12 protein-coding genes are annotated in these 12,172 nt (G+C 62.1%); 11 read left to right on the top strand and 1 reads right to left on the bottom strand.

What is annotated here, in order from left to right:
• Positions 1 to 137: 137 nt before the first annotated feature.
• On the bottom strand, positions 138 to 2,183 hold the full coding sequence (gene paaZ / locus ACI2JR_RS01100) for a phenylacetic acid degradation bifunctional protein PaaZ (protein ID WP_462477625.1): 2,046 nt from the start codon (positions 2,181 to 2,183) through the stop codon (positions 138 to 140).
• A gap of 287 nt (positions 2,184 to 2,470) precedes the next feature.
• Here paaZ and paaA point away from each other — a divergent pair, with 287 nt between their 5' ends.
• Genes paaA through paaK form a run of 11 tightly spaced genes read left to right on the top strand, consistent with a single transcriptional unit; the run spans position 2,471 to position 12,011 of the window.
• A complete protein-coding gene (gene paaA, locus ACI2JR_RS01095) occupies positions 2,471 to 3,400 on the top strand; it encodes a 1,2-phenylacetyl-CoA epoxidase subunit PaaA (protein ID WP_132731297.1) in 930 nt (309 codons plus the stop codon).
• Between the two features lie 11 nt (positions 3,401 to 3,411).
• Complete coding sequence (paaB, locus tag ACI2JR_RS01090; protein WP_132731359.1) at positions 3,412 to 3,699, top strand: 1,2-phenylacetyl-CoA epoxidase subunit PaaB; 288 nt, start codon at positions 3,412 to 3,414, stop codon at positions 3,697 to 3,699.
• A gap of 7 nt (positions 3,700 to 3,706) precedes the next feature.
• Entirely contained in the window at positions 3,707 to 4,462 is a 756-nt protein-coding gene (gene paaC / locus ACI2JR_RS01085) for a 1,2-phenylacetyl-CoA epoxidase subunit PaaC (protein ID WP_462477624.1), read from the top strand.
• A gap of 12 nt (positions 4,463 to 4,474) precedes the next feature.
• Entirely contained in the window at positions 4,475 to 4,972 is a 498-nt protein-coding gene (gene paaD / locus ACI2JR_RS01080) for a 1,2-phenylacetyl-CoA epoxidase subunit PaaD (protein WP_132731299.1), read from the top strand.
• Positions 4,973 to 4,979: 7 nt separating this feature from the next.
• Positions 4,980 to 6,050 (top strand): 1,2-phenylacetyl-CoA epoxidase subunit PaaE, encoded by a 1,071-nt coding sequence (gene paaE / locus ACI2JR_RS01075; RefSeq protein ID WP_132731300.1) that lies wholly within the window; start codon positions 4,980 to 4,982, stop codon positions 6,048 to 6,050.
• Positions 6,047 to 6,814: a 2,3-dehydroadipyl-CoA hydratase PaaF gene (gene paaF, locus ACI2JR_RS01070; protein WP_462477623.1), complete on the top strand. Its 768-nt coding sequence runs from the start codon at positions 6,047 to 6,049 to the stop codon at positions 6,812 to 6,814. The genes paaE and paaF overlap by 4 nt, the downstream gene beginning before the upstream one ends.
• Before the next feature lie 2 nt (positions 6,815 to 6,816).
• Entirely contained in the window at positions 6,817 to 7,605 is a 789-nt protein-coding gene (gene paaG / locus ACI2JR_RS01065) for a 2-(1,2-epoxy-1,2-dihydrophenyl)acetyl-CoA isomerase PaaG (protein ID WP_462477622.1), read from the top strand.
• Between the two features lie 3 nt (positions 7,606 to 7,608).
• Positions 7,609 to 9,051, top strand: a complete 1,443-nt coding sequence (gene paaH / locus ACI2JR_RS01060) for a 3-hydroxyacyl-CoA dehydrogenase PaaH (protein WP_462477621.1) — start codon at positions 7,609 to 7,611, stop codon at positions 9,049 to 9,051.
• Positions 9,041 to 9,463, top strand: a complete 423-nt coding sequence (paaI, locus tag ACI2JR_RS01055) for a hydroxyphenylacetyl-CoA thioesterase PaaI (RefSeq protein WP_132731304.1) — start codon at positions 9,041 to 9,043, stop codon at positions 9,461 to 9,463. The genes paaH and paaI overlap by 11 nt, the downstream gene beginning before the upstream one ends.
• Entirely contained in the window at positions 9,463 to 10,668 is a 1,206-nt protein-coding gene (gene pcaF, locus ACI2JR_RS01050; RefSeq protein WP_462477620.1) for a 3-oxoadipyl-CoA thiolase, read from the top strand. Before paaI ends, pcaF begins: the two co-directional genes overlap by 1 nt.
• A gap of 26 nt (positions 10,669 to 10,694) precedes the next feature.
• Positions 10,695 to 12,011, top strand: coding sequence for a phenylacetate--CoA ligase PaaK (gene paaK / locus ACI2JR_RS01045; RefSeq protein WP_462477619.1), 1,317 nt, complete (start codon positions 10,695 to 10,697; stop codon positions 12,009 to 12,011).
• Positions 12,012 to 12,172 lie beyond the last annotated feature (161 nt).

Genomic DNA, 12,172 nt, shown 5'->3' with positions numbered 1-12,172 from the left:
TGCGTGCTCTTGCCAGGTTGTTTGTCAGATGTGCCAGTTATGCGGCGAATGCTTCAGCGCATGGCACAAAAAATGCCTCCGAAGAGGCATCTGGAACCGATGCTGTTGGCCCGGCGCAGGGCAAACACCGCCGCGCGTTAGCCCGGAAAATCGCCGTGCTGGCGGGCCACCAGCGTCAGGATCGAATACAGCGCCACCGGCTGCTGGTGCTGGTTGACTATCTCCACCGCCCACTCCACGACGCCGGTCGCTTTCTCTTCGGCAGTTCGCTGGCGCTTCACCGTTTTCCGCTTGCAGGTCAGCCGCACCTGGATGGTATCGCCCGGCTTCACCGGTTCGATAAAGCGCAGGTTTTCCATGCCATAGTTGGCGATGACCGGACCGACGCCGGCATCCACGAACAGCCCGGCGGCGGCGGAAATCAGGAAGTAACCATGAACCACGCGTTCGCCGAAAATCGAGTCGGCGGCGGCAATCTTGTCCATATGGGCGTAGAAGTGATCGCCGCTGAGACAGGCAAAATTAACGATATCCGCTTCGGTCAACGTCCGGCGCGGGGTCAGCAGGCTATCGCCGGGCTGAATCTCTTCAAAATATTTACGGAACGGATGGATGCGATCCTCGTTGACCTGCGCGCCGCGGACCCACTGCTGGCCGATGGCGGCCAGCATGGTTGGGCTACCCTGAACGGCGGTACGCTGCATGTAGTGTTTCACCGCGCGCAGCCCGCCCAGCTCTTCGCCGCCGCCCGCGCGTCCCGGCCCGCCATGGACCAGCTGCGGCAGCGGGGAGCCGTGACCGGTGGATTCCACCGCCGACTCTTCGTTGAGGATCTGAATCCGGCCATGGGCGCGCGCGGCGCCGAGAATAAAGCGACGGGCCAGTTCGCCGCTGGCGGTCACCAGCGTCCCCACCAGGCTACCTTCGCCAGCGCGCGCCAGGGCCAGCGCATGTTCGCGATGCTGATAGGGCATCAGAGTGGCCACCGGGCCGAACGCTTCGATGGCGTGCACCGCCGGCGTTTCATCCGGCTGCGGGCAGAACAGCAGCGTCGGGGGGAAGAAGGCGCCGCTCGCGTTGAGATCCGCCTGGCCGCCGAGCAGGACTTCACACCCGGCCTGCACCAGCCTGTTGACGTTCTCCTGCACATCCTGACGCTGGTCGTGACTGACCAGCGCGCCCATCCGGATCCCTTCCTGCGCCGGGTCGCCGACGGTCACTTTTTGCAGGCGGGCAATCAGCGCCTCGCTGACCGCGTTAACCTGCGCCTGCGGGACGATAATGCGGCGGATAGCGGTACATTTCTGCCCGGCTTTGGCGGTCATCTCGCGCACCACTTCGCGGATAAACAGGGCAAATTCCGGCTGTTCCGGGGTGATGTCATCCCCGAGCACGCAGCAGTTCAGCGAATCGGCTTCCATGGTGAAGGGGATCGATTTCGCCACCAGGTTCGGGTGAACGCGGAGCTGTTGGCCGGTATGCGCCGAGCCGGTAAAGGTTACCACGTCCTGACTGTCCAGATGATCGAGCAGATCGCCCGCGCCGCCGCAAATCAGGCTGATGGCGCCTTCCGGCACCAGCCCGCTGTCGACAATGGATTTGACCATGGCCTGGGTCAGCTGCGCGGTAGCGGTCGCCGGTTTGACGATCGCCGGCATCCCGGCAAGCCAGGTTGGCGCCAGCTTTTCCAGCATCCCCCAGCAGGGGAAGTTGAAGGCATTGATATGCACCGCGACCCCGGATTTTGCGGTCAGCAGGTGGCGGGCGGCGAAGCCTCCCTGTTTTGACAGCGGAATCAATTCATCTTCCGGCCACAGCGTATCGTCCGGCAATTCCCGGCTGCCGAGGCTGGCGTAGGTAAACAGCGTGCCAATCCCGCCTTCGATGTCGACCCAGCTGTCGGCGCGGGTCGCGCCGGTTTGCGCCGAGATGGCATATAACGCGGCTTTTTCTTCCAGCAGATGTTTGGCCACCGCTTTCAGCATCGCGCTGCGTTCGATAAAGGTCATGGCCTGTAACGCCTTGCCGCCATGGTCGATGGCAAAGCGGCGCGCCTGGGCCATATCCAGCCCCTCGCTGGTGACCTCCCATAGCGCTTCACCGCTGATGGCGTGGCGAATAGTACGGCTGCGGCCCCGTCCGGTCTGCCAGGCGCCGGATAAGTAGCTGGCTAACTGCTGCATCGCAAATCTCCAAATGTGTTACGTTAAATATTCTTAAATAGTTATTTTATGAATCACAAAATGCAAGGTGCTATTTAATAATTTATTAACATTGTGATCGCGGGCGCTTAGCGTTTCGGCGCTATCCTGTTGTATTTCAGCCTTTTCTCGCATTGTTTTGCGGTAGTCATCACAAAAAGAACAAACAAAATTTGTGGTTTTATTTAACCTGAGTGTAACTTTTATAAAACAAAGTGATTCGCAAATTGGTATTTATTGGATTTATCGGAATCATAAAAGGTGATGACGTGACAGAAGAACAACGCTTTGAGCAGCGCATCGCGCAGGATACGGCCATCGAACCGCAGGACTGGATGCCGGAGGCCTATCGCAAGACGCTGATCCGGCAGATTGGCCAGCACGCGCACTCTGAAATTGTCGGCATGCTGCCGGAAGGTAACTGGATCACCCGCGCGCCGACGCTGCGCCGTAAAGCGATTTTGCTGGCGAAGGTGCAGGACGAGGCCGGGCACGGGTTGTATCTCTATAGCGCGGCGGAAACGCTCGGCTGCGCCCGCGAAGATCTGTATCAGAAGATGCTCGACGGGCAGATGAAATACTCCTCGATCTTTAACTACCCGACGCTGAGCTGGGCGGATATCGGCGTTATCGGCTGGCTGGTGGACGGCGCCGCTATCGTCAATCAGGTCGCGCTGTGCCGGACCTCCTACGGCCCGTATGCCCGGGCGATGGTCAAAATTTGCAAAGAGGAGAGCTTTCACCAGCGTCAGGGGTTTGAAGCCTGCATGGCGCTGGCCGAGGGCAGCGAAGAGCAGCGTCAGATGTTGCAGGATGCCATTAATCGTTTCTGGTGGCCGGCCCTGATGATGTTTGGCCCCAGCGACGACAACTCGCCGAACAGCGCGCGCAGCATGGCGTGGAAAATCAAACTCCACTCCAACGACGAGCTGCGCCAGCGTTTTGTCGATAACACCGTACCCCAGGTGGCGATCCTCGGCATGCAGGTGCCGGACGCCGATTTGCAGTTTGATGAGGCCACTGGCCACTACCGGTTTGGCGCAATCGACTGGCAGGAGCTGAACGAGGTGATCAACGGACGCGGGATCTGCAACCACGAACGGCTGGCGGCCAAACGTAAGGCCTGGGAAGAGGGGGCATGGGTGCGAGAAGCCGCCCTGGCCCATGCGCAGAAACAACACGCCCGCGATGCGGCATAAGGAGAAGCATGATGAGCAACGTTTACTGGCCGTTATATGAAGTTTTTGTCCGCAGCAAACAGGGATTATCCCATCGTCATGTGGGCAGCCTGCATGCCGCCGACGATCGAATGGCGCTGGAAAATGCCCGCGACGTATATACCCGGCGCAGCGAAGGCTGCTCGCTGTGGGTGGTAAAAGCCAGCCAGATTATTGCCTCGCAGCCGGATGAACGCGGGGAATTTTTTGACCCGGCGGAGAGCAAAGTCTACCGCCATCCGACTTTTTACAGCGTGCCCGACGGCATGGAACATATGTGAGGCCGCGATGAACAACCTCAATCCCGTTGCAACCTATGCGCTGCGTCTCGGCGATAACGGTCTGGTGCTGGCCCAGCGCTTAGGCGCGTGGTGCGGCCATGCGCCGGAGCTGGAAATCGATCTCGCGTTGGCCAATATCGGCCTCGACCTGCTGGGCCAGGCGCGTAATTTCCTCAGCTACGCGGCAGAGCAGGCGGGGAGCGGCGATGAAGACAGCCTCGCCTTTTGCCGCGATGAGCGTCAGTACCGCAATTTACTGCTGGTGGAACAGCCGAACGGCAACTTCGCCGACACCATCGCCCGCCAGTTCTTTATCGATGCCTGGCACGTGGCGTTATTTAGCCGCCTGGTGAACAGCCGCGATACGCAAATTGCCGCCATTGCCGCCAAAGGGCTGAAAGAAGTGCGCTATCACCTGCGCTTCAGCCGCGGCTGGCTGGAACGTCTGGGTAACGGCACGGAAGCATCGGCGCAGAAGATGCAACAGGCGGTCGATAGCCTGTGGCGCTTTACCGGCGAACTGTTCCTTGCCGATGAGCTGGAAATCACGCTCGCCGAACAGGGCATTGCGGTTGACCCGCGCGAGCTGCAGGCGGAGTGGCAGAGCACGGTACACAACGCGCTGCTCGATGCCGGCCTGCAGATCCCGCAGGAAGCGGCGTTCCGCCACGGCGGCAAGCAGGGCCTGCACAGCGAACATCTCGGCCCGTTGCTGGCGGAAATGCAGTATCTGCAACGCGCTTATCCCGGTCAGCAGTGGTAACAGGAGGTGGCTATGCAACGTCTCGCCGCTATCGCGCCCGCGGAAATTCACGCTATCTGGGCGGTGTTAAGTGAAATCCCCGACCCGGAAGTACCGGTCCTGACCATCACCGATCTCGGGATGGTACGCAGCGTGGCGCCGCACGGCGAAGGTTGGCTCATTGGCTTCACGCCGACCTACTCAGGTTGCCCGGCGACCGAGCACCTGCTGGCGGAAATCCGCGCGGCAATGACCCGCCATGGCTATACGCCGGTGCATATCGTCCTGCAGCTGGACCCGCCGTGGACCACCGACTGGATGAATCAGGACGCCCGCGAGCGCCTGCGCCAGTACGGTATCAGCCCGCCGCAGGGACACGCCTGCCATGCTGAAATGCCGGGAGAGGTGGCCTGCCCACGTTGCGGCAGCGTCCATACCACGCTGATTAGCGAATTCGGTTCCACGGCCTGCAAAGCGCTCTACCGCTGCGATAGCTGCCGTGAACCCTTTGATTACTTTAAATGTATTTGAGGTTGCCATGACGACGTTTCATTCGCTTACCGTCGCGAAAGTGGAGCCGGAAACCCGCGATGCGGTGACCATAACCTTTGCGATTCCCGAAGCGCTGCAGGCCGACTATGCCTTCCGCCCCGGTCAACATTTGACCCTGAAAGCCCAGCTAGGCGGGGAAGAGCTGAGACGCTGCTATTCCATCTGTCACAGCCGCGGGCCGGGGGAGATCAGCGTGGCGGTAAAAGCCATCGACGGCGGGCGTTTCTCACGCTATGCGCAGAGCGATATCCGCCAGGGAATGGCGCTGGAGGTGATGGTGCCGCAGGGGCATTTCGGCTACCAGCCGCGGGCCGGGCGCCAGGCGGACTATCTGGCGATTGCCGCCGGCTCCGGGATTACGCCGATGATGGCGATTATGAGCGCCACGCTGGCCATCGAACCGCACAGCCGCTTCACCCTGATTTACGGCAACCGCAGTAGCGCCAGCATGATGTTCCGCCAGGCGCTGGCGGATTTAAAAGATCGCTATCCACAGCGCTTGCAGGTGATCCATCTGTTCAGCCAGGAGTCGATGGACAGCGACCTGCTGCAGGGGCGGATCGACGGCGAGAAGCTCCATGCGCTCTCCGGTCGACTGCTGGACTTCAGCCGCTTCGACGAGGCCTTTATCTGCGGCCCGGCGGTGATGATGGAAGCAGCGGAAATCGCGCTGCGGGGGCTGGGGATGGCGGAAAACAGTATCCACCTTGAACGCTTTAATACCCCGGGGAGCGGCGTCAAACGCGCCACCGGCGTGCAGGCGGAAGGCCGCACCGTCACCCTCCGTCAGGACGGCCGCGATCGGCAGATTGCCCTCACCGCGGAAGATGACAGCATTCTGGATGCGGCGCTACGTCAGGGGGCGGACCTGCCCTTCGCCTGTAAAGGCGGGGTCTGCGCCACCTGTAAATGTAAGGTGCTGCGCGGCGAGGTGGCGATGGCCGCCAACTATAGCCTTGAAGCCGATGAACTGGCGGCAGGCTATGTCCTGAGCTGCCAGGCGCTGCCGACCAGCGGCGACGTGGTGGTCGATTTCGACGCGAGGGGGATGGCATGAGCGAACTGCTGATAGCCCGTCACCAGCGGGTCCTGCTGCTGACCCTGAATCGTCCACAGGCGCGTAATGCCTTGAATAACGCGCTGCTGACGCAGATTGCCGACGCGCTGGACGCGGCGGCGTCTGACCCGGATATCCGTGCCTGCGTGATCGGCGGCACTAGCCGCTTCTTTGCCGCCGGCGCCGACCTGAACGAAATGGCGGAAAAGGACCTCCCCGCCACGATGGACGATATCCGCCCCCGTCTGTGGGAGCGAATTGATGCCTTCCCGAAGCCGCTGATTGCCGCGGTCAACGGCTATGCCCTCGGCGCGGGCTGCGAACTGGCGCTGCTGTGCGATCTGGTGGTGGCGGGCGATAACGCGCGCTTCGGCCTGCCGGAAATCACCCTCGGGATTATGCCCGGCGCCGGCGGTACCCAGCGTCTGATCCGCAGCGTCGGCAAAGCGCTGGCCAGCCGGATGGTGCTGAGCGGTGAAAGTATTGATGCGCAGCGGGCGCAACAGGCCGGTCTGGTGAGTGACATCACCCCGGCGCTTTTGACCGACGAATATGCCCTGAAGCTGGCGGCCGCTATCGCCCGTCACTCGCCGCTGGCGCTACGCGCGGCGAAACAGGCGCTGCGCCAGGCGCAGGAAGTGAGCCTGCAGGCGGGACTTCAGCAGGAGCGGCAGCTGTTTACGCTGCTGAGCGCCACGGAAGATCGCCGTGAAGGCATCAATGCCTTCTTACAAAAACGAACCCCGGAATTTAAAGGACGCTAATCGTGGACGCATTTATTCTCAGTGAAGTCGAACAGGGGGTGATGACAATTACCCTCAACCGTCCGGATCGTCTGAATAGCTTTAACGATCTTATGCATCAGCAGCTGGCAGAGTGCCTGACCCAGGCCGAACGCGACGATAGCGTGCGCTGCCTGCTGATTACCGGTGCCGGTCGTGGTTTTTGCGCCGGCCAGGATCTGAATGACCGCAATGTTGATCCCAGCGGCCCGGCGCCGGATTTGGGCCTCTCGGTGGAGCGTTTTTATAACCCGCTGGTCCGCCGACTGGCGGCGCTGCCCAAGCCGGTCATTGCGTCGGTGAATGGCGTGGCGGCCGGTGCCGGCGCCACGCTGGCGCTGGGTTGCGATATCGTCCTCGCGGCGCGTTCGGCGAATTTTGTTATGGCCTTCAGTAAGCTCGGGCTGGTGCCCGACTGCGGCGGCAGCTGGTTCCTGCCGCGAGTGGCCGGACGCGCCCGGGCGATGGGCCTGGCGCTGCTGGGGGAAAAACTCAGCGCCGAGCAGGCCGCGCAGTGGGGGATGATCTGGCAGCTGGTGGAGGACGCCGAGCTGGCGGATACCAGCCGTCAGCTGGCTCGCCATCTGGCTTCCCAGCCCACCTTCGGCCTGGGGCTGATCAAAAAAGCGCTGCTGGCCTCCGGGACCAATACCCTGGATGCCCAGCTGGATCTGGAGCGGGATTACCAGCGCCTGGCCGGACGCAGCGATGACTATCGGGAAGGCGTCAGCGCCTTTCTCGCTAAACGTCCCCCTCAGTTCAGCGGGAAATAAGCCATGAGCAAAACATTACCAACCGTCGCCGTGATCGGCTGCGGCACGATGGGCGCAGGTATCGCCGAAGTGGCCGCTGCCGCCGGACATCCGGTCCTGATCTACGATATCGCCGCCGATACGCTAACCCGCGCCGTTGACGGCATTGGGCAGCGGCTGGCCTCGCGGGTGGCGCGCGGCAAGCTGGCGGCGGAGCAGGCGGAGGCGTTACTGGCGCGCATTGTTCCGGTCACCGGGCTGGCGGCGCTGGCCGATGCCTGGCTGGTGATCGAGGCGGCCTCCGAACGTCCCGAGGTGAAAAAAGCGCTTTTCGGTCAGCTGGCAGCGATCTGTTCCCCCTCGACGCTGCTGACCAGCAATACCTCGTCGCTTTCGATTACCGCCATCGCCGCTGACGTTAAACACCCGGAGCGCGTTGCCGGGCTGCACTTCTTTAACCCCGCGCCGGTGATGAAGCTGGTCGAGGTGGTCAGCGGTCTGGCAACCTCGCCGGAAGTGGTTGAACAGCTGTGCCAGTGCGTGAGCGCATGGGGCAAACGGCCGGTGCGCTGCCGCTCCACGCCGGGCTTTATCGTCAACCGCGTGGCGCGTCCGTTCTACGCCGAAGCGTGGCGCGCGCTGGAAGAACAGGTCGCCCCGCCGCAGATCATCGATGCCGCGCTGCGCGAAGGCGGCGGCTTCCCGATGGGGCCGCTGGCGCTGACCGATCTGATCGGTCAGGACGTCAACTTCGCGGTGACCTGTTCGGTGTTTAACGCCTTCTGGCAGGACCGTCGTTTTCTGCCGTCGCTGCTCCAGCAGGAGCTGGCGCTGGCCGGGCGGCTGGGCAAAAAAAGCGGCCAGGGCGTCTACCGCTGGCCCGCTGAAGCCACGGCAGAACCGGCGCTGGCTGCCGTTCCCGAGGCGCTGGCGGCGAAAACCGTGCGTCGCATTAGTGACAGTGTCACCGGAAGGCCGCCGATCGCCCTGGACGACGTGCGGGTGGTGGAAACCGAAGGCGAAACGGCCCAGGCGCTGAGCGCGCGGTATGGCGCGCCGGTGGTGGTGTATGACTATTGCGCTGGCGACACCGTCGTGCTGGCGAGTGCGGCCACCAATCCGCCGTCGGCGACCGATAAAGCGGTGCGCTACTTCCAGCAACAGGGCCGGAAAGTGCTGCTCATTGCCGACTACCCTGGGCTGTTGGTCTGGCGCACGGTCGCCATGCTGATCAATGAAGCGCTGGATGCGCTGCAGAAAGGGGTGGCCAGCGCCGAGGATATCGATACCGCGATGTGTCTGGGCGTTAACTATCCGCATGGCCCGCTGGCATGGGGACAGACCTTAGGCTGGGGCCGCGTCCTGCGCCTGCTGGAGAACCTGCAGCAGCACTATGGCGAAGAGCGCTATCGGCCCTGTTCCTTGCTGCGCCAGAAGGCGCTGGTGGAGAGGCTAAATGAGCAATGATGCCTGGCGCAACGCGCGCGTGATGTACGAAAACGATACCTGTGCGAGAACCCTTGGGATCGAGATTATGGCGATGGATGAGGGCTACGCGCAGATGAGTATGACCGTCTCGCCGGCCATGCTCAACGGCCATCAGACCTGCCACGGCGGACAGCTGTTTTCCCTCGCCGATACCGCCTTTGCCTACGCCTGTAACAGCCAGGGGCTGGCGGCGGTGGCCTCGGCCGCCAGCATCGACTTTCTGCGCCCGGCCTTCGCCGGCGACCGGTTGGTCGCCACGGCACGGGTTAAGCAGCAGGGCAGGCTGACCGGCGTCTACGACATTGAAATCGTGAACCAACAACAAAAAACTGTGGCCCTGTTTCGCGGTAAATCGCACCGCATCGGCGGCACAATAACGGGAGAAGTGTGATGCGCGATGCCTTTATCTGTGATGGGATTCGTACGCCGATTGGCCGCTACGGCGGGGCGCTGGCCAGCGTCCGTGCCGATGATTTAGCCGCCATTCCGCTACGCGAACTGCTTAGCCGTAACCCACGCCTGGATCCATCAGCGATTGATGACGTGATTTTCGGCTGCGCCAACCAGGCGGGGGAAGATAACCGTAACGTCGCCCACATGGCGACGCTGCTGGCGGGATATCCGCCGACGGTTCCCGGCACCACTCTCAACCGGCTATGCGGTTCCGGTCTTGACGCCATCGGCTTTGCCGCTCGCGCCATCAAAGCCGGGGATGCCGACCTGATGATCGCCGGCGGCGTGGAGTCGATGTCGCGCGCGCCGTTTGTGATGGGGAAAGCCAGCGCGCCGTTCCAGCGCCAGGCAGAGCTGTTTGATACCACGATTGGCTGGCGTTTTGTGAACCCGCTCATGCAGCAGCAATTTGGCACTGACAGCATGCCGGAAACGGCGGAGAATGTAGCTGAATTGTTAAATATCAGTCGGGCCGATCAGGATGCTTTTGCCTTGCGCAGCCAGCAGCGGACGGCGAAAGCCCAACGCGAGGGGATCCTGGCGCAGGAAATCGTACCGGTAGCGATCGTCGGTAAGAAGGGGGCTGTCAGCGCCGTGCGCGACGACGAGCATCCGCGGGCGGAGACCACCCTTGAACAGCTGGCGCAGTTAAAAACGCCTTTCCGTAAAGGTGGCGTGGTCACCGCCGGCAACGCCTCCGGAGTGAACGATGGCGCCGCCGCGTTGATTATCGCCAGCGCGCAGCAGGCGCAGGCGCAGGGACTGACGCCGCGGGCAAGAATTGTCGCGATGGCGACAGCGGGCGTCGAACCACGGCTGATGGGGCTGGGGCCGGTGCCCGCCGTGCGCAAAGTGCTGGAACGCGCGGGGGTGAACATTAACGATATGGACGTCATTGAACTAAACGAGGCCTTCGCCGCTCAGGCGCTGGGCGTCCTCCGGCAGCTGGGTCTGGCGGACGATGCGCCACATGTTAACCCCAACGGCGGCGCCATCGCGTTAGGCCATCCGCTGGGGATGAGCGGCGCGAGACTGGCGCTCAGCGCCAGCCTGGAATTGCAACGGCGTAACGGGCGCTATGCGCTGTGTACGATGTGTATTGGCGTGGGTCAGGGCATTGCCATGATCCTCGAGCGAGTGTGAGCTAATTTACCTGCGAGTACCCTAAAATGATAACTAATACAAAATTAGATCCGATTGAAACTGCTTCTCGTGACGAATTACATGCTCTGCAAACCCGGCGCCTGAAATGGACGCTGCACCACGCCTACGACAATGTGCCGATGTACCGTCGCAAATTTGATGCCGCGGGTGTCCACCCGGACGATTTTCGTGAGCTGAGCGATCTGAGCAAATTCCCGTGCACCACCAAACAGGATCTGCGGGACAACTATCCGTTTGATACTTTTGCGGTACCGATGGAACAGATCGTGCGTATCCACGCCTCGTCCGGCACCACCGGTAAACCGACGGTGGTGGGTTATACGCAAAATGATATCGACACCTGGGCCAATATTGTTGCCCGTTCGCTGCGCGCGGCCGGCGGTACGGCAAAAGATAAGATCCACGTCGCCTATGGCTATGGCCTGTTTACCGGCGGGCTGGGCGCGCACTACGGCGCGGAACGCCTCGGGGCGACGGTGATCCCGATGTCCGGCGGACAGACGGAAAAACAGGCGCAGCTGATCCGTGATTTTCAGCCGGATATGATCATGGTGACCCCGTCTTACTGCCTGAACCTGATTGAAGAGCTGGAGCGGCAGATGGGCGGCGACGCCAGCGGCTGTTCGCTGCGGGTTGGCGTCTTCGGCGCCGAACCGTGGACGCTGGCGATGCGCGCCGAGATTGAGCGTCGGCTGGGGATCTCCGCGCTGGATATCTACGGCCTGTCGGAAGTGATGGGGCCGGGCGTGGCGATGGAGTGTCTGGAAACCGCCGACGGTCCGACCATCTGGGAAGACCATTTCTACCCGGAGGTGGTTAACCCGAACGACGGCGCGCCGCTGGCAGATGGCGAACACGGCGAGCTGCTGTTCACCACGCTGACGAAAGAGGCGCTGCCGGTGATTCGTTACCGTACCCGCGATCTGACCCGCCTGCTCCCGGGCACCGCCCGCACCATGCGTCGGATGGACCGTATCAGCGGGCGCAGCGATGACATGCTGATTATTCGCGGAGTCAACGTCTTCCCGTCGCAGCTGGAAGAAGAGATCCTTAAGGTGGAGCATCTGGCGCCGCACTATCAGCTGGAGGTCAATCGCCGCGGTCATCTTGATTCACTTTCGGTGCGGGTCGAGCTGAAAGAGAGCAGTCTGTCGCTGAGCCATGAACAGCGTTGCCAGATCTGCCATCAGCTGCGCCACCGGATTAAGTCGATGGTGGGGATCTCGACCGATATCAGTATCGTCAACTGCGGCAGTATTCCGCGCTCGGAAGGCAAGGCCTGCCGCGTATCTGACCTGCGCAAGGTCGCGGCCAACGGCTGACGTTGTTCCTCCCGGCTTGCGGCGAATACGCCGCAAGCCGGGCTGCCCGCCGAGGCGCAAGGTCGTGGCTATGGTTAAGCCGCTTCTTCGCACATTACCCGCCGACGGACCGCGCCCCGCGAAGCTCGCGCTGGCGCGGATTTTCCTGTGCTATGATTCAG

It is taken from the genome of Klebsiella sp. NPDC088457, from assembly GCF_044900465.1.
In the GTDB taxonomy this organism is placed as follows: domain Bacteria; phylum Pseudomonadota; class Gammaproteobacteria; order Enterobacterales; family Enterobacteriaceae; genus Klebsiella.
This window is presented reverse-complemented; position numbering and strand designations above follow the sequence as displayed.

Coding starts and splice junctions, on each gene's coding strand:
- paaH (WP_462477621.1), top strand. CDS start 7,609: ATGAGCAAAACATTACCAACCGTCGCCGTGATCGGCTGCGGCACGATG.
- paaC (WP_462477624.1), top strand. CDS start 3,707: ATGAACAACCTCAATCCCGTTGCAACCTATGCGCTGCGTCTCGGCGAT.
- paaF (WP_462477623.1), top strand. CDS start 6,047: ATGAGCGAACTGCTGATAGCCCGTCACCAGCGGGTCCTGCTGCTGACC.
- paaE (WP_132731300.1), top strand. CDS start 4,980: ATGACGACGTTTCATTCGCTTACCGTCGCGAAAGTGGAGCCGGAAACC.
- paaK (WP_462477619.1), top strand. CDS start 10,695: ATGATAACTAATACAAAATTAGATCCGATTGAAACTGCTTCTCGTGAC.
- paaI (WP_132731304.1), top strand. CDS start 9,041: ATGAGCAATGATGCCTGGCGCAACGCGCGCGTGATGTACGAAAACGAT.
- paaD (WP_132731299.1), top strand. CDS start 4,475: ATGCAACGTCTCGCCGCTATCGCGCCCGCGGAAATTCACGCTATCTGG.
- pcaF (WP_462477620.1), top strand. CDS start 9,463: ATGCGCGATGCCTTTATCTGTGATGGGATTCGTACGCCGATTGGCCGC.
- paaZ (WP_462477625.1), bottom strand. CDS start 2,183: ATGCAGCAGTTAGCCAGCTACTTATCCGGCGCCTGGCAGACCGGACGG.
- paaB (WP_132731359.1), top strand. CDS start 3,412: ATGAGCAACGTTTACTGGCCGTTATATGAAGTTTTTGTCCGCAGCAAA.